We start from the raw sequence: 17484 nt of genomic DNA, 5'->3' as shown, positions 1-17484 counted from the left end.
TGATCAAGACTGCCAGCTGGGGATGGAGAAGTCAGCCAGCAATGCCGAGGTTTCGCACAGGGGCAAGCCGACCACGGCGCTGTAGCTGCCTTCGACGCGGCTGACGAACACCGCCGCGAGCCCCTGGATAGCATAGCCACCGGCCTTGTCCTGCGGCTCGCCGGTTTCCCAGTAGCGTGCGGCTTCGTCGGCCGAAACGGCGCGGAATGTCACACGACTGCTGACCACGCGCGCCTCGCAACGATCACGGTCGGCCACGGCCACGGCGGTCAGCACCTCGTGCTCGCGACCGGACAGCGCCTGCAGCATGGCCAGGGCGTCGTCACGGTCGACGGGCTTGCCGAGGATGCGGCCGTCCAGCACCACGGCGGTATCGGCGCCGAGCACGCAGACATCGGCGCGCTGAGCGAGGAAATTCAGCCCGGCCAGCGCCTTGCCGCGCGCCAGGCGTTCAACATACGCATGCGCCGACTCGCCGGATTCCGGCGTCTCATCGATGGAGGCAGGCACGATGTGGAACGGCAGGCCGATCTGGGTGAGCAGTTCGCGGCGGCGCGGCGAACTGGAGGCGAGATACAGCTGGGCCATCAGGGACTCCGAAGCGGACCCGCGCAATACGGGCCCGGCGATTTCCCCGCTAAGGGGGCGATCAGTTGATGTTCAGGCGCAGCCGCAGGGCCCGCAGCAGTGTATAGACCCAGGGCCAGAGCAAGGCACTGACCAGTGCCGGCAGGAGAAACACCAGGGTCGGCGGGCGGTTGCCGGTCAGAGCGCTGATCCATAGCTGGACCAGTTGGGCGAGACCGAAGACCACCAGCAACACCAGGCATTGCTGCCAGATGGGGAACATGCGCAGACGCTGGTGCAACGACAGCACCAGACAGATGATCAGGCTCAGGATGAGGGCGTTCTGCCCCAGCAGGCTGCCGTAGAGCACGTCCTCAGCGACGCCGAATACCCAGGCGGTCAGCATGCCGACCTTGTGTGGCAGGTAGAGCACCCAGTAGGTCAGGAACATCGCCAGCCACAGGGGGCGCCCGATCTCCATGAAGCTCGGCATCGGCGCCACCGAGAGCAGCAGCGCCGCCAGCAGGGTGAGCCAGATGGCCCAGCCGTTGTTCGAGCCCTGACCCGCCATCAGTGTCGGGCCCTTGCATCAGGGTGCGAGGCCGGCGCACCAGGCGCGGCAGGGGCGGTGCCATTGGCGCCAGCCGGATGGGCTGGGGCGGCGGGAGCAGCAGGCGTAGCAGGCGATGCGCCGTCATGCGACGGAACGGCCGGAGCGCCCGGTGCAGGCTGCGCCGACGCGCCCGACTCGGCTGCCTTGCGATCGGCCTCGGCCTGGGCTTCGGCGGCATCGGTGGCGCGCTGCTCGGGGGTACGGCTGTCGCTGAACACCAGCAGCACGTAGCGGCTGCGGTTCATCTTGGCGGTTGGCACGGCACGAATGGTCGCGAAAGGCCCTCCGGTGTCGTGCAGGACTTCTTTCACCACTGCCACCGGATAACCGGCCGGGAAGCGCTGACCGAGGCCTGAACTGACCAGCAGGTCGCCTTCCTTGATATCGGCGGTATCGGCGACGTAGCGCAGCTCGAGACGCTCGGGGTTGCCGGTGCCCACGGCGATGGCGCGCAGGCCATTGCGGTTCACCTGCACCGGAATGCTGTGGGTGGTGTCGGTCAGCAGCAGCACGCGCGCGGTGTAGGGCATGACCTCGACCACCTGCCCCATCAGGCCGCTGGCATCGAGCACCGGCTGCCCCTGGAACACGCCGTCCTTCTCACCCTTGTCGATCAGGATGCGCTGGGTGAAGGGGTTCGGGTCGACGCCGATCAGCTCGCCCACCAGCACCTTGTCGTCGACCAGGGCGGAGGAGTTGAGCAGCTCGCGCAGCCGCACATTCTGTTCGGTGAGGGTGGCCAGCTTCTGCAGGCGGCGCTGCATGAGCAACTGTTCGGCCTTCAGGCGCTCGTTCTCGGCCAGCAGCTCGCTGCGGCTGGTGAACTGGTCACGTACACCCTCCCAGGCGCGAACGGGAAAGTCGGCGATGCCATAGAAGGGACTCAGCACGAGGCCCATCTGGCTGCGTACCGGTTTCAGATAATCAAAGCGGGCATCGACCACCATCAAGGCGACCGACAGGACGGCGAGCACCAGCAGGCGCGCGCCCAGCGAGGGCCCTTTGGAGAATATCGGTTTGATGACCGGCTCCTAGCTGTGCAAAGTCGGTTGAGGTTTCACCCGCTGGGGCAAAACGTCAACCGACCTCTACAGGACTTCCCACCTTATTCGGTGGAAAGCAGGTCCATCGAATGACGGTCCATCATTTCCAGCGCCTTGCCGCCGCCACGGGCGACGCAGGTCAGCGGGTCTTCGGCGACGATCACCGGCAGGCCGGTTTCCTGGGCCAGCAGCTTGTCCAGGTCGCGCAGCAGCGCGCCACCGCCGGTCAGCACCAGGCCGCGCTCGGCGATGTCGGAAGCCAGTTCCGGCGGAGACTGCTCCAGAGCGCTCTTCACCGCCTGGACGATGGTCGCCAGGGATTCCTGCAGCGCTTCGAGCACTTCGTTGGAATTCAGGGTGAAGCTGCGCGGTACGCCTTCGGCCAGGTTGCGGCCACGGACGTCGACTTCGCGGACTTCGCCACCCGGGAAGGCGGTGCCGATTTCCTGCTTGATGCGCTCGGCGGTGGATTCGCCGATCAGGCTGCCGTAGTTGCGGCGCACGTAGGTGACGATGGCTTCGTCGAAGCGGTCGCCGCCGACACGGACAGATTCGGCATAGACCACGCCGTTGAGGGAAATCAGGGCGATCTCGGTGGTGCCGCCGCCGATATCGACGACCATGGAACCACGGGCCTCTTCGACCGGCAGGCCGGCGCCGATGGCTGCGGCCATCGGTTCTTCGATCAGGTACACCTCACGGGCGCCAGCGCCCAGAGCCGATTCACGGATCGCACGACGCTCCACCTGGGTGGACTTGCACGGTACGCAGATCAGCACGCGCGGGCTGGGCTGCAGGAAACTGTTCTCGTGAACCTTGTTGATGAAGTACTGCAGCATCTTTTCGCAGACGCTGAAGTCGGCGATCACGCCGTCCTTCATCGGACGAATGGCGGCAATGTTGCCCGGAGTACGGCCCAGCATGCGCTTGGCCTCGGTACCGACCGCTACCACGCTCTTCTGGCTGCCGTGGCTACGAATGGCGACCACGGACGGTTCGTTCAGGACGATGCCGCGCTCGCGCACATAAATAAGGGTATTGGCAGTGCCCAGGTCGATCGACAGATCACTGGAAAACATGCCACGCAGTTTTTTGAACATTGGAAAGAAACCCGTAGGTGGAGCGTGGGTGAAAAATGCGCGGGTAAAAAAGTGCGGCAAACTCTAACAATGACGGGGGTTTTGGGCAAGGCGGCAATTTATGCTAGATTCCTCGTTTTTCGGGCCTGCAGGCCCGTCCCAGCGGCCTTCGACCGTCTGCCGCGGGTTCTGTTCCCTGCCCCACCAATTCCTTCCGGCCAGGTCCAGTTCGAACCGGGCCGCTCTAGCTGGAGACCCCGATGGCGCTTGAACGCTCCGACGTGGAAAAGATCGCCCACCTCGCCCGCCTGGGCCTGGAGGAAGCCGACATTTCACGCACCACCGACACCCTCAACAACATCCTCGGCCTGATCGACGCCATGCAGGCGGTCGATACCGACGGCGTCGAGCCGCTGGCCCATCCGCTGGAAGCCACGCAGCGCCTGCGCGCCGACGAAGTTACCGAGGAGAACCGCCGCGAAGCCTACCAGGCCATCGCGCCGGCCGTGGAAGACGGCCTTTACCTCGTCCCGAAAGTCATCGAGTAAGCGCTAAGGACACGGACATATGCTGCATCAATTGACCCTCGCCGAAGTCGCTCGCGGACTCGCCGACAAGCAATTTTCCGCCCAGGAACTGGCCACTGCCCTGCTCGCGCGCATCCAGCAGCTCGACCCACAACTGAACAGTTTCATCACCGTCACCGAAGAGATCGCCCTGGCCCAGGCCAAGGCGGCCGACGAGCGGCGCGCCAAAGGCGAGACCGGAGCCCTGCTGGGCGCGCCGATCGCCCACAAGGACCTGTTCTGCACCCAAGGCGTGCGCACCAGCTGCGGCTCGAAGATCCTCGACGCCTTTGTCTCGCCCTACGACGCCACCGTCGTCGAGCGCCTGGCCGACGCCGGCGCCGTGAGCCTGGGCAAGCTGAACATGGACGAGTTCGCCATGGGCTCGGCCAACGAATCCAGCCACTACGGCCCGGTGAAGAACCCCTGGGACACCTCCCGCGTACCGGGCGGCTCCTCCGGTGGTTCAGCCGCCGCCGTCGCCGCGCGGCTGATCCCGGCCGCTACCGGCACCGACACAGGCGGCTCGATCCGCCAGCCGGCCGCGCTGACCAACCTGACCGGCATCAAGCCCACCTATGGACGGGTTTCCCGCTGGGGGATGATCGCCTACGCGTCCAGCCTCGATCAGGGCGGCCCGCTGGCCCGCACCGCCGAGGATTGCGCGTTGATGCTAGGCGCCATGGCCGGCTTCGATCCGAAGGATTCCACCTGCGTCGACCAGCCGGTGGACGATTACCTGGCCGCTCTGGCCAAGCCGCTGACCGGGCTACGCATCGGCCTGCCGAAGGAATACTTCGGCGCCGGCCTGGATAGCCGCATCGCCGACGCGGTAATGAAGGTCGTCGAGCAGCTCAAGCAGCTCGGCGCGGTGATCAAGGAGATCTCTCTGCCGAACATGCAGCACGCGATCCCTGCCTATTATGTGATCGCGCCCGCAGAAGCCAGCTCCAACCTGTCGCGCTTCGACGGCGTTCGCTATGGGTACCGCTGCGAAGACCCGAAGGACCTGCAGGACCTGTACAAGCGCTCCCGCGCCGAAGGCTTCGGCGCTGAAGTGAAGAACCGCATCATGGTCGGCACCTACGCGCTTTCCGCCGGTTACTACGACGCGTATTACCTGAAGGCTCAGAAGATTCGCCGCCTGATCAAGAACGATTTCACCAGCGCATTCGCCGACGTCGACGTGATCCTCGGCCCGACCACGCCGAACCCGGCCTGGAAGCTGGGCGAGAAGAACAACGACCCGGTCGCCCAGTACCTGGAAGACATCTACACCATCACCGCCAACCTCGCCGGCATCCCGGGCCTGTCCATGCCCGCCGGCTTCGTCGACGGCCTGCCGGTGGGCGTCCAGCTGCTCGCGCCGTACTTCCAGGAAGGCCGCCTGCTCAACGTCGCGCACCAGTACCAACTGGCAACCGACTGGCATAAACAAGCACCGGCTGGATTCTGAGGACGACACACATGCAATGGGAAACCGTGATCGGGCTGGAAATCCACGCACAGCTCTCCACCCAATCGAAGATCTTCTCCGGTAGCGCCACCACCTTCGGCGCCGCCCCGAACACCCAGGCCAGCCTGGTTGACCTGGCCATGCCCGGCACCCTGCCGGTGCTGAACCAGGAGGCCGTGCGCATGGCCTGCCAGTTCGGCCTGGCGATCAACGCCGAGATCGCCGAGCGCAACGTCTTTGCCCGGAAGAACTACTTCTATCCGGACCTGCCCAAGGGCTACCAGACCAGCCAGATGGACCACCCCATCGTCGGCAAGGGCCACCTGGACATCACCCTGGAAGACGGCACCGTCAAGCGCGTCGGCATCACCCGTGCGCACCTGGAAGAGGACGCCGGCAAGAGCCTGCACGAAGACTTCCACGGCATGAGCGGCATCGACCTGAACCGCGCCGGCACCCCACTGCTGGAGATCGTCTCCGAGCCGGACATCCGCAGCGCCAAGGAAGCCGTGGCCTACGTCAAGGCGATCCACGCGCTGGTGCGCTACCTGGGCATCTGCGACGGCAACATGGCCGAAGGCTCGCTGCGTTGCGATTGCAACGTCTCGGTGCGCCCGAAGGGCCAGGCAGAATTCGGCACCCGCGCCGAAATCAAGAACGTGAACTCCTTCCGCTTCATCGAGAAGGCGATCAACCACGAAGTACAGCGCCAGATCGAGCTGATCGAAGACGGCGGCAAGGTTGTGCAGGAAACCCGCCTGTACGACCCGAACAAGGACGAAACGCGCTCCATGCGCAGCAAGGAGGAAGCCAACGACTACCGTTACTTCCCCTGCCCGGACCTGCTGCCGGTGGTGATCGAGCGCGCCTTCCTCGAAGACTTGCGCGCCAACCTGCCGGAACTGCCGGACCAGAAGCGCGAGCGCTTCGAGAGCCAATACGGCCTGTCCGCCTACGACGCCAGCGTGCTGTCCGCCAGCCGCGAGATGGCCGACTACTTCGAACAGGTCCAGGCCATCTGTGGCGATGCCAAGCTGGCTGCCAACTGGGTGATGGGCGAGCTTTCCAGCCTGCTCAACAAGGACGGCCTGGAAATCGAACAGTCGCCGGTTTCCGCCGAGCATCTGGGTCAGATGATCCTGCGTTTGAAGGACGGCACCATCAACGGCAAGGCGGCCAAGACCGTGTTCGCTGCCATGGCCGAAGGCGAAGGCTCGCCCGACGAGATCATCAAGGCCAAGGACCTGGTGCAGAACACCGACTCCGGGGCGGTCGAGAAGCTGCTGGACGACGTGCTGGCGGCCAACGCCGAGCAGGTCGAACAGTACCGCGCCAGCGATGAAGCCAAGCGCGGCAAGATGTTCGGCTTCTTCGTCGGCCAGGCCATGAAGGCAGCGAAGGGCAAGGCCAATCCGGCACAAGTGAACGAACTGCTGAAGAAGAAGCTCGAAGCCTGAGCCCACACTTCACCGACGCCGGGCTTGCCCGGCGTTTTCACATCTGGAGGTTCGATGCTGCGACCCATGGCCCTCGTCGGCTGCCTGGCCCTGGTGGCCGGCTGCAGCTCCACGTCCTACGACAGCGAAACAGACGTCTCCGGCCGCGGCTACCGCGCCGAAGGCACCGCGTCCTATTACGGCAAGGCGCACCATGGCAAACGCACCGCCAGCGGCGAACGCTTCAATCAGAACGCCCTCACCGCCGCCCATCGCACGCTGGCCTTCGGCACGCGGGTGCGGGTAACCAACCTCGACAACGGCCGCAGCGTCGTGGTGCGCATCAACGACCGCGGGCCGTTCGGTCGCGGGCGCATCATCGATCTGTCCAAGGCCGCCGCCGAACAACTCAACATGCTGCGCACCGGCACCGCGCCGGTGCGCCTGGAAGGACTCTGAAGGAATCATCATGAGCAACGACAACCGCAAGGCCGGCGAACAGGTCCGCCGTGAAGTGATGGGCGACTCCTTCGTCGACCGCGCCCTGGGCAATGCCACCGAGTTCACACAGCCGCTGCAGGACTTCGTCAACGAGCACGCCTGGGGCGGCGTGTGGAACCGTGAAGGCCTGCCGCGCAAGACCCGCAGCCTGATCACCCTGGCCGCACTGACCGCGCTCAAGTGCCCGCAGGAGCTGAAAGGCCACGTGCGCGGTGCGCTGAACAACGGCTGCACGGTGGAAGAGATTCGCGAAGCGCTGCTGCATTGCGCGGTCTATGCGGGCGTTCCGGCGGCCATCGATGCCTTCCGTGCGGCGCAGGAAGTGATCGACGCGTGGCAGGCGGATCAGAAGGCCTGATTTTCAACGGTGCCGATAGGCACTGTTCTCGGGCATGACCCGCCCCTACAAGGGGGTTCGCAGCGCAGCGGTTCGCGAGCAAGCTCGCTCCTACGAAAAGCGCATCGAGCCTCGGCTTTCGCTTTCGCTTTGGCTGTGCAGCCCCAGAGAAACATCCGCGCACTCCGACTGCCCCGTTCGGGAGGGAGTTTTTCGCCCCAAGCGAGAAACCGGATGTCCGGGGCAAGACCCTTGCCTACTTTGGGGCGTTTGCCAAAGTAGGTCGCCCGAGGGGGCGAAACAAGAACTTCACGCGCACGCCGAAGCGGCGCCAAAAGACCTCGCCCGAAGCAGCATTCAGGGCGGATAAACCGGGCCCGGTTATCCGCCGACGCCACGGCGGCGGATAACGCTGAAGCGCTATTCGCCCTACAAACTGAGCGTGGCGTGATCCTGCGGGAGCGTTCCTGGCCTTACGGGTAACTGAACCGCTTAACCAGCGTCAGCTCACCCGGCTGGCGCATCGGGATCAGGAAGGACTCCTGCTTCTCGTTCACCGTCCCCTCTTCGGTGACGATCGTGACCTGCGCCGTGGTCAGCGGTTTGGCCGCATTCACGTCGCCCGAGCTTTCATCCGAGCTCCAGCCGCCGCCGTAGTAGTTCACGTAGACCAGGTACTGGCCCTTGAGTGGGGTCGGGCTGGCGATGATCTCCGGGCCGTAGCCGGTGGTCACATCGACATCCTGAGCCGCACCGTTGGGCAGCGAGCGATTGCCGTACCAGACATGGCCGCCGTCCGGCGTCACCAGATGCAGGTCGAGGTCGGTGTTGTCGGAATCCCAGGACAGCAGCACCCGCAGCTTGGCCGCCACTTCGCCGCCGCCACCGCCGTGGTAGAACTGCACGCGCTTGTGCTGCTGGCCGTCCGGGCTGATGACCTCGACACTATTGGAGCCCGCCGGAAAGGCGAACGGGCGGTCGAAGCGTCCGTCGCCTTCGACCCGCATCGGCATGGCCACGCCGTTGACCACCAGGCGCGCCGGCTCCTTGCTGTCCTTGGGCAGGCCACGGATCTCGCCGCGGATGCGCGCGGTGTCGGACTGGTCGTCCCGTGTGTTCACCGAGGACGCCGGGTAGTTCACCGTCTGCCGGAAGTCGGCCTTGTCACCGTCGCCCGCGCGCCAGCCGCCCAGCGGCGTATCCAGGGTGATCGGCGATTCGGCGGCCTGCGCACCCAACGGGATCAGGCTGGCAAGCAGGGACAGGCGGAGCGCGTGGGCGAGTGTCATGACGATCATTCCAGTATCAGGCGACGGGCCAGGCTTTCCACGTAGCCCTCGTCTTGTCCATTGGGGTGCGCCTGGAAAGCCAGGTGCAGGTATTCATGTGCGAGGTCGAGGCGGTCCTGCTGGGAGTACAGGCCACGCACGTAGATGCGCTGGCGTTCGCGATCGACATAGGGCCGGCCGCTGCTCAGGCGGCACACGGCGAAGGACTGCAGCTCTTCATAGCCCGCCTCGGTTTCCAGGCGCGGGCGCCAGTCGCGGCGCTGCGCCTTGAGCCAGCGTTCGGCGTCGGGCAGCGGCTGGCACGCGGCGATCGGGTTGCTCCAGCGGCTGAGGCTGGTGCGCGGAAAGGCGCGAGCGAGAATGGCGTCGTAGCGCAGGCCTTTGGCGGCCTGATCCTGGGCGTCGCGCCAGGACAGTTTCGACTGCCCTGCCTCGTCCGAGTGATAGGTGACGGTACCGCCGGCCAACACCAGGTCGGCGGTCCAGGCGGCAATGCCGCGCGCTGCCTCGCTGGCCGGTCGCGGCGCCACGCGCTGGCGCTGACTGCTGTCGTCGATGCTCAGGCAGTCGCCACGTGGTGCGCCGTTCTGCAACAGATAGGTGCGAATGATCACCGCCAAAGCCTTGGCTGCTTCCGGCGGCGTCGCCGACGCCTCACGGTCGAGCACCCGGGCCACATACTCTTCTCGGGAAAGTCGTGCTGTCAGGCGCGGGCCTTGGGCGCCACGCTCAAGGAACAGGTCGCCGCGACTGTCCACATCGAGGCGGACTCCATTGGCGAACAGCACATTCTGCCGACCGGTCAGCACACCTTCGGCGGCCGGCTGATTCCGCGAGTCGTAGACGTCCTTCAGCGGATAGCGGCTGAACAACCCGACCTCCACGCACCGCCCCGGATCAAGCGGCCATGGAGCGGGCAGTGCGGCGCCAATGGTGCTGCCGTACTTGGCCAGCACCGTCTTGCTGGTACCCGGCCCGCGCACCCAGAGCGGCGTGCCGTCCACCAGCCAGCCGGCAAATCCGCCCTCGCGCTGGCCGTTTTCGTCCCAGCTCCAGGTCTTCACCCGCAGGCGACCGCCCAGCGCGGCGGGAGTGCGGCCTTCGTCGGCGACGAGGCTGACATCCAGCAGCACCTTGCGTGCCTGCTCCTGCGCCGGCAGGTGCTGCAGTTGATCGAGCAGTTCGGTGACCGGCACTTCGGTCTGCGGCGCCAGCTTGTCCAGCTCGGCAATCCAGGCCGGGGCATGGCGCGCCCGCCAGTACTGCTGCCAGACCGCGCCATCGATACCCAGGCGCTGCGGATGGAAATACAGGCCGCAGGACTTCACCAGCGCGGCATCACGCTCAATGCTCTGCCCCGCCGAACAGCAATAGACTTCTTCCTTGCTTTCGCCACGGCACTCGTAGGCCGGCTCCTGTTGGCCGGTGTCGCTGAGCCAGGCATAGACAAACAGCTTCCACAGGCTGCCCAGCGGAGCATGCAGCTCGGCCGGCAACGGCCGGCGATCGAGCACCTGCTGCGGCCCGAGCCGCAGCAGTTCGTCGCCCTGCGCGGTGCGCCAGGCCAACTGTGCCTGCTCTTGCGGGCCGGGCGCCGCGAAGGCGCTCAGCGGCAACAGCAGGATCAGCCCGGCAAGGCGCGCGCGCATGGATTACTGGACCTTGATCTTCGCCAGGGCAGGCTGCTGCTCCAGCGCCTGCTCCTGCGGCGCATAGAGCCGCTGGTAGCGTGCCGGCGGCAGGACGAACTCGCCCTTCTGCGAGAAGCGGACCAGATGGCGGAAGCGCAGCTCACCGCTCAGGGTATCCACCGGTACGCCATAGAACAGGTCGCCCGGCTCGTTGCGCGCACGTTCCAGGCTGGTTGCCTCGACGCCACCCAGGCCGCTGATCTGCAGGCCCCAGGTCGTGCGTTCGACATCCGCACCCGGCGGCAGCGGTACTTCCAGCATGCCGTAGCGCAAGGCTTGCGCCTGCTCGGTGGTCAGGGTCACTTCGTCCAGGTACAACTCGTCGCTGGAGAGCGGCTTGTTCCCCAGCTCCTCGGCATTGAAGGCGAAGGCGTCGTCACCCGGCACCAGACGCAGCAGGCGGCGCTTGATGGTTACCGGCAACTGGCTGGCTGGCGCTTCGGCGCTGCGGAAGGTCACGGACGCGTTGAGCGGGCGCGACGGCGCGGCACTCAGGTCCAGCTGTGCCGGCACGTCCTTGCCCTGCCATTGCCAGAAGGCGTCGCCAGTCGTGCTGCGGCCCTCCTTCCAATCCACCGCCGGCTTGGGCAGCTCGGCCGCCGGTGCATCGGTCACGGCGCGCTGCATCCAGGTCAACGCCAGGGCACGTTCGACGGTGGACTGCTGCGGCGCCAGGCTCTGCAGCAGTGCACGGGCACGATTGGCATCGACGGTGCCGCTATAGAGCTGCACGGCACGGGCGAACGGCTGGTCGCTGGTGTTCAGCTTCAGGCGCGCGCCATCGAGCTGCCGGGCGAACCCGGATGGCAGCGCCACCTTGTTCTGCTCGGCCAGACTGGCCGTCAGTACGCGGGCGACGGCCAGCCCCAGTTCGGAGTCCGGCTGGCCCATGACCAGGCTGTCGTCGCTGCCGAAGTCGTTCACCGACTTGGCCGCCTCGCCGTTGCCGGCATTCTCCAGATCGCTGAGCAGGCCGCTGACCAGGGTCTGCACCGGCAACTGCATGTCGCGGGCGAAGGCCAGGATCAGTGCGCGTTGCAGCAGCGGCGTAGCGCTGGCGCGCGCGGAGTACAGCTCCAGCACGCGCTGCCAGTGGTCCGGTGGCAGCTGGATTTCCAGTGCGCGGCTGGCATGCCAGTCGGCGTAGTAGGCGTACGCGGTGAGGAAGGCGTCGTTGTCTTCGCCGCCCCACCAGGTGAAGTAGGCATCCGGGCCAGCCATCTGCACCAGGCGCAGGCGGCTGGTCTGCAGGATCAGGCGCAGGCGGTCGCGAACCCGCGGCTCGCCACTGGCGAGCATCGGGTAGGCAACGCTCAGCGGCAGCAACTGGCTGGCCGTCTGCTCGACGCCGCCCCAGGGGTAGTCGAGCAGCGAATCGAGGTTGCCGCGTAGCAGGGCCTGGGCGCTGTCATCCAGGCGCAGGCTGACCTCGCGGGCATCTGCCGGCAGCTCCAGCGGAGTGTTCTGCGCATTGACCTGCAGCGGCCGGGACTGCAGCACCTGCCAGCTATCGGCCACCAGGCTGAAGTGCACGCCGAGGCTGTCACGCACCTGGCCGTCCTGGCGCAGTTCCACGCTCCAGTCGCCATCGCTGAGCGGCTGTTTCGGCAGGGCGATGTAGTTGACGCCACGCTTGAGTTCCAGCGCCTGGGTCTGCTCCTCACCATTGGCGCGGATCAGCAGCTCGGCCTTGGTGTCCTGCTCGCCCTGGTTGAAGACGAACAGACCGAGGTCCGGCGCATCGCCAGTGCGGAAGCGTTTCGGACCGCTCCACTTGAGGTACAGCGGCTTCTCGGAGCGGATGAACTGCTTCTTCTGGCCAACCTGTCCAGCGTCGTCCATGGCACGGGCGGTGATACGCCAGCGGGTCAGGGAGTCCGGCATGCGGAACTTGAACTGCGCCTTGCCGTTGGCATCGGTGACCAGTTCCGGCTCCCAGGCGGCGGTGTCGACTTCCTCGCGGCGCGGGCGCTCCAGTACCTTCACGCCCCGCTCGCTGCGGTTGGCGCGGCCGGGGGCGCTGGGCGTGCCCGGCAATGCCACGTCGTAGCTGATGAACGACAGGCTCGCACTGGTGCGCACGTTGTTGCGCCGCGGGTGGTAGAAGAACTGGTCGATGCCCGGGGCGATCTCCGGCTGCAACGCATAGATCATCTCGTCCACCACGCTCACGGTGAGGTGGCTGGAGACAGGCTTGCCGGCGTAGGCGGTGTCCAGGTTGACGGTGACCGTCTCACCCGGCTCGTAGCGCTCCTTGTCGGTGCTGACGGCGATCTCCACCTGCGGCACGGCGACCTTGATGCCGGCGTTCTGGAAGCTGTAATCGCCACTGCGGGTGTAGAGCACGGAGAAGGTCAGGTTCGGCGAGAACTCGGCCTTCACCGGGATGCGTGCGCGGTACTGGGTCGGGTTGAGCTTCTCCAGTTTCAGCCAGTCGCCGCCCTTGGACAGCAGCGCGGTGGCCTCGACCTTGTCGCGCTCCAGCGACAGCAGCGCATCGTCCACCGGCTCCGGGAAGGTGATCAGCGCCAGGGCTTCTTCGCCGGCCTGGTACTCGGCCTTGTCGAGGACGATCTCCACGGTGCCCGGCACGGCCTTCACGCCATCGCCGCTGACCGAGTGACCGGTGCCGCCCAGCAGTTGACCAGCCTTGTCGCGCAGCTCGACGCTGTAGGTGCCGGGCTTGTCGAAGGTGATAGCGAACGTGCCGTCGGCCACTGCACCATCACCGCTACTGCGGTCTTCCAGGCGCAGCCAGCGGTAGGCGGCGGGCTGGATCTGAGTCTGCTGTTCGGCGGCGTAGCTGAACTCGACTTTATCCCCGGCGGCGCTGAAGCGCTGCGGTGCGCTCACGCGATAGCGCGCGGCGCCACGCTCGATGAGGATTTCCTTGCTGGTCTTCACGCGGTACGCGGCGCCATCACTGGCGAACACGGTGAGCATGTAGCGGCTGGGCTTCTCCGCCGCCGGCAGGTCCAGCGCGGCGCGGCCCTGGTCGTCGGTGGTGATCTGCGCGCTGGACAGTTCCACGGGGAACTGGCCGAGGTACTGCAGTTCGTTGTCCACCATGGACAGCTGCTGGGCGCGCAGGCTCAGCTCCAGGCGCGCATTGGCCACCGGCTTGCCGTCCGGGTAGAGCAGGATCAGGTTGCCCTTCACCGGCTCGCCGGTCTTGAAGTCCGGCTTGGCGAGGTCGAGGGAAATCTCGAAATGCGGCTTGATGTATTCGGCGACGCGGAAGGCGCTGCTGTAGGTCTGGCCGCGGTAGTCGAAGCGCAGCTCATAGCCGCCGGCAACGGCGTTGGCCGGCAGCTGGAAGCGGCCGTTGGTCCCGCTCTTGGCGTCGTACTTGAGGTCCAGGGTCTGCAGCGTGGTGCCGGCGGCATCGATGACCGACAGGCGCAGCGGTGCACTCTGCGGCGACTGCGATTCGCGGGAGTTCTTGAATTCGCGGCCGACGATCTTCATCGACACCCAGTCGCCCGGACGGTACAGCGGGCGGTCGGTGAACGCGTAGAGCTTGGTGTCGTAGATTTCGCTGTCGTAATAGAAGTTCTCGGAGACGAAGACGCCGCCCTCCTCGTCCTCGCCGATCACGAAGGAGCGCTCGGGGCTGACGTGCTGCAGGCGCAGCAGACCCTCGGCGTCGCTGCTGCCGCTGCTCATCACGCCCAGGCCATCGGTCCACAGCACCTTGGCGCCGCCCACTGGCGTGCCTTCATGCTTGCGCGCGGTCCACACCAGCAGTTCGTTGCCGGCGATCTTGCTCACGGCAACGCTGTTGGAAACGAACACCACGGTGGTTGCGCGGTACTTGCCGACCAGCGCTTCGACCAGATACAGGCCGGGTTTCAGCTTGCCCAGCGGCACATAGACGTTGCCCGGAGCGACGTTGATGAATTCGCTGGAGGAGCCGGCGAGGCTGACTTCCTTCGGCGGCTGGATGGGCTTGGCGTCCCACAACGGGTAGCGGAACTGGCTGACCATTGGCAGGCCGGGGATTGGCGCATACTGCGGTTGCGTGTCGTAGGGCGTCGGCGCCGCAATGGCATTGCCCATCTTCAGCTCGGGCACCACCTCGGTGACCTGGTGGCGCGACTCATAGGAGAAGGTCCGCTGCATCACCCGACGCGACTTGCGGTACCAGTTGTCCCACAGGTAGGCCAGGGTGTTGGACAGGCCCTCCCCCTTGAACTGCCCTTCGGACAGCACGCGGTGCAGGTTCTTCTGGCGCTTGAGGAAGTCCAGCGGCTTGTCGATGCGGTAGACGCGGATGTCCGCGCCGCCGTAAGGCTCCATACGATAGCGACGGTAATCGCGGCCCGGCGCTTCCAGGCGCACCTTGGCGACCTCGTCGGAGGCGAAGCTCGAATCGGCGAGCAGGAAGAACGACTCGCCAGCCATGGGCGTGTAGTTGCTCGCCGGAACGTCGTCGTCCGCCTGCACGGTCGCGGGCGCGGCGGCGAACAGGCCGGCGCAGGCCAAGGCAGCGGCAATGCCGCGTAGCGCGTTCATCGAGTCAGGAAGGACAAGCGATAGACGCCGATAAAGTTGGGATTGGATTCGTCGGGTATCCATCGGGTGTCCTTCCATGTCATGAGTTGTTGCAGGCTGACCGAGCGCATGCCGTTGTCGGTCGCCGTACGAGTACCGGTGTGATAAGCGATGTCGCGGCCCATCCAGATCATTAGATGCTGGTCATCGCCCTGGTCGAAGAACATCAGGTCGCCAGGGCGCGCCTGGTTGAGGTCGCGGCCAACGAGCTGGCTGTTGTATTGAATGAGTTTGATCGCGTTGACGTAGGGGCCGGTCTTGCCGCCGCCCTGCTGCCAGGTCTGCGCGAGATTGCGCTGCGCATCGCTGAGTTCCAGCTCCGGCGGTAGGTAGCGGTTGGACATGCCATTGGCGCGCAGCCACTTGGCGTCGTGCACCTTCAGCGCCTCGTTGGCGGCAAAGCGCACGAGGCCCGCGCAGTCCTGCTGGTACCAGCGCGGGTTCGGCCCACGACGCAGCTGCTCTTCGGCGATGCGCACGAACCAGGCGCGGAACACCTGGGTCTGCTGCGCATCCAGCGCCGGCTCGGTCGCGTGCGCCAGGGTGGCGACGAGCAAACCGGCCAGCATCGTGAAAGACGTTCGAATCACAGCGCCTTCCAGTCCAGCGGCAGCCATTTCCAGTCACCACTGGGCTCGCTGCCAGCCGGCAGCGTCAGGGCGAAGGAGCCATTGCCAGCAAGGGTCTTCAGGCGCGGCAGGAGCAGCGTATCGGCGGCGTTGCGGAACACCGGCTCGATGTCCTGCGGCAGGCTGTCGAGGGTTTCGCGCTTGAGCAGCTCGGAAAGGGTCTTGGGCGCGAGGTACGCAGGCACCACGGCGTCCTTGGGCAGTACATCGGCCAACGGCGGGAAGCGCTTGGCCATCGTATTACGGGCCTTGTCGAGCAGCTTGTCATCGATGGAGAACAGCAGCGTGTTGCCGTCACGCAACAGGCTGACGCGGAAGAAACCGTTGCCGCTGACCTGGTCAGGACTTTCCGCTTCGCTGGCCGGGTACTGGCCGAAGCGCGAGCTGACCTGGCGCTGCCACAGGCGGCCTTCGCCTTCGGCGCGGGTCTCCACGGGGAAGGTGCCTTCCTGCACATTGGCCTCGTAGGCGCCGATCATGCTGCCGAAAAGCTTGCCCAACTGATCGTCCAGCTCAGGGCTGGCAGGTGCATCCAGTTTCACGGCGAGCAGCGGCGAGTGCAGGCGCGAGTCCGGGTACCAGCACAGACCGGCGGCGCCGGACAAATGCTCGGAGAAGGACGCGGCCATCTTCTGTTCGGCCCCCAGCTTCACCAGCATGTTGTCGTACAGGCCCGGCGTGACCGGCAGCGCCACACATGCACTGGCGCCCATGGGCATGGCCTGCCAGACAGGCGTGAAGTCCAGCTCCGGCTGGCGGGCGACTTCGTTCAGCGCCAGGTAGCTGTGCCAGCCGTTCTGGCCCTGCTCGAAGCGCACGCCGGCAAAGGTCGGGATGAAGCGCTGGTAGCCCATGGCGAGAACGCCGGCGCCCAGGGTGATGCGCTGCTTCAGCTCGCCGCGCGGTTCAAGGGCGAAGTCCTTGGCGAACAGCGGTTCGCCTTCCAGCGCCGCGCCCAGGTCCTTGGCCACGGCGGCATCCGGCTCGCCGAGATCGTCATAGCCAGGATTGGGGAACAGCATCTTCGGGTTCGACAGCACCAGCATCTGGTCGCCACGGGAGACGAACAGCAGGGTCTTCTCGGCGCCGTAACGCAGGCTGTAGACCGGCGTAGCGCTGCCTTTCACCTGGATCTCGGAGACCTTCCTGAGCTGGCTGTCATCCGCGGCGACCTTGGCCAGCGGCTCCAGGATCCTGGCCAGGCCGCCACGCTTGAGGACCACCATGAAGTCACGCAGGCGGCCGTCGGCACCGCGCCACAGGGCAACCTGGGCCGGCTGATCGAGGAGTTCCTCGATCACGCTGTCCTTCAGGGTCAGGTCGTGCTCGTAGACGATGCGCCGTAGCGTGCCGGTCAGGCCCAGGCGATCGGCGTTGTTCTCGTAATAAAAGACGAAGTCCTCGGTGAGCACGTCGCGCAGCAGCGGCACTTCCAGCACGGCCTTGGGCAGCAGGCTCAGGGAGGCGCTTTCGATCAGCGCGTCCGGACGCTTGAGGTCGCGGACGATGTCCGGGCTTTCCGGCGCTTCCAGGGTCCCAACCGGCGCGGAATGGAAAGCGGGGATCAGGCCGAAGGCCAGGGCCAGGCCGCCGGCGACCAGCGCGGCGGCGAGCGCGCCGATGGCGATCAACGGACCACGGCTCGGGGCCTGGGCAGGCGTCGGCGAGGGGGTGCTGTCTTGGCTGCTGGAGGGCGTATTGTCGCTCATGGATCGCTTGTCCC

Annotated in this window: 14 protein-coding genes; 5 read left to right on the top strand and 9 right to left on the bottom strand. The window is 66.1% G+C overall.

The features are described 5' to 3' along the window. Positions 1–3: 3 nt before the first annotated feature. The 4 genes from AC1ZV1_RS05495 to mreB all read right to left on the bottom strand — a co-directional run bounded on the left by AC1ZV1_RS05495 (position 4) and on the right by mreB (position 3323). Positions 4–588, bottom strand: coding sequence for a Maf family protein (locus AC1ZV1_RS05495; protein ID WP_484295850.1), 585 nt, complete (start codon positions 586–588; stop codon positions 4–6). 61 nt (positions 589–649) lie between these two features. Further along, positions 650–1138, bottom strand: a complete 489-nt coding sequence (gene mreD / locus AC1ZV1_RS05490; protein WP_448679369.1) for a rod shape-determining protein MreD — start codon at positions 1136–1138, stop codon at positions 650–652. Further along, positions 1138–2154, bottom strand: coding sequence for a rod shape-determining protein MreC (mreC, locus tag AC1ZV1_RS05485; RefSeq protein WP_484295849.1), 1017 nt, complete (start codon positions 2152–2154; stop codon positions 1138–1140). Before mreC ends, mreD begins: the two co-directional genes overlap by 1 nt. 131 nt (positions 2155–2285) lie before the next feature. Further along, complete coding sequence (gene mreB / locus AC1ZV1_RS05480) at positions 2286–3323, bottom strand: rod shape-determining protein MreB (RefSeq protein WP_017518164.1); 1038 nt, start codon at positions 3321–3323, stop codon at positions 2286–2288. Between the two features lie 239 nt (positions 3324–3562). Between mreB and gatC the strand changes: the two genes are divergently transcribed. Genes gatC through AC1ZV1_RS05455 form a run of 5 tightly spaced genes read left to right on the top strand, consistent with a single transcriptional unit; the run spans position 3563 to position 7619 of the window. Then, positions 3563–3850, top strand: a complete 288-nt coding sequence (gene gatC, locus AC1ZV1_RS05475) for an Asp-tRNA(Asn)/Glu-tRNA(Gln) amidotransferase subunit GatC (RefSeq protein ID WP_017518165.1) — start codon at positions 3563–3565, stop codon at positions 3848–3850. A gap of 19 nt (positions 3851–3869) precedes the next feature. Next, positions 3870–5324, top strand: a complete 1455-nt coding sequence (gene gatA, locus AC1ZV1_RS05470) for an Asp-tRNA(Asn)/Glu-tRNA(Gln) amidotransferase subunit GatA (protein WP_484295848.1) — start codon at positions 3870–3872, stop codon at positions 5322–5324. An 11-nt stretch (positions 5325–5335) separates the two neighbouring features. Further along, positions 5336–6781, top strand: coding sequence for an Asp-tRNA(Asn)/Glu-tRNA(Gln) amidotransferase subunit GatB (gene gatB / locus AC1ZV1_RS05465; RefSeq protein WP_484295847.1), 1446 nt, complete (start codon positions 5336–5338; stop codon positions 6779–6781). Positions 6782–6835: 54 nt separating this feature from the next. Then, the gene (locus AC1ZV1_RS05460; protein ID WP_484295846.1) at positions 6836–7219 is read left to right on the top strand and encodes a septal ring lytic transglycosylase RlpA family protein; all 384 of its coding nucleotides are present in this window, start codon (positions 6836–6838) and stop codon (positions 7217–7219) included. 10 nt (positions 7220–7229) lie between these two features. Beyond that, a complete protein-coding gene (locus tag AC1ZV1_RS05455) occupies positions 7230–7619 on the top strand; it encodes a carboxymuconolactone decarboxylase family protein (protein ID WP_484295845.1) in 390 nt (129 codons plus the stop codon). A 452-nt stretch (positions 7620–8071) separates the two neighbouring features. On the opposite strand, the gene AC1ZV1_RS05450 is transcribed toward AC1ZV1_RS05455, so the two are convergent. The 5 genes from AC1ZV1_RS05450 to AC1ZV1_RS05430 are packed head-to-tail and all read right to left on the bottom strand — an operon-like array spanning position 8072 to position 17470. Next, a complete protein-coding gene (locus tag AC1ZV1_RS05450; protein WP_484295844.1) occupies positions 8072–8896 on the bottom strand; it encodes a YfaP family protein in 825 nt (274 codons plus the stop codon). Further along, complete coding sequence (locus AC1ZV1_RS05445) at positions 8893–10536, bottom strand: DUF2300 domain-containing protein (protein WP_484295843.1); 1644 nt, start codon at positions 10534–10536, stop codon at positions 8893–8895. The genes AC1ZV1_RS05450 and AC1ZV1_RS05445 overlap by 4 nt, the downstream gene beginning before the upstream one ends. A gap of 3 nt (positions 10537–10539) precedes the next feature. Beyond that, a complete protein-coding gene (locus tag AC1ZV1_RS05440; RefSeq protein ID WP_484295842.1) occupies positions 10540–15093 on the bottom strand; it encodes an alpha-2-macroglobulin family protein in 4554 nt (1517 codons plus the stop codon). After that, positions 15090–15701, bottom strand: coding sequence for a DUF1175 domain-containing protein (locus tag AC1ZV1_RS05435; RefSeq protein ID WP_484297510.1), 612 nt, complete (start codon positions 15699–15701; stop codon positions 15090–15092). The genes AC1ZV1_RS05440 and AC1ZV1_RS05435 overlap by 4 nt, the downstream gene beginning before the upstream one ends. Before the next feature lie 17 nt (positions 15702–15718). After that, on the bottom strand, positions 15719–17470 hold the full coding sequence (locus AC1ZV1_RS05430; RefSeq protein ID WP_484295841.1) for a DUF2138 domain-containing protein: 1752 nt from the start codon (positions 17468–17470) through the stop codon (positions 15719–15721). Between the last annotated feature and the right edge of the window lie 14 nt (positions 17471–17484).

It is taken from the genome of Pseudomonas sp. BB438 (genome assembly GCF_057180225.1).
This window is presented reverse-complemented; position numbering and strand designations above follow the sequence as displayed.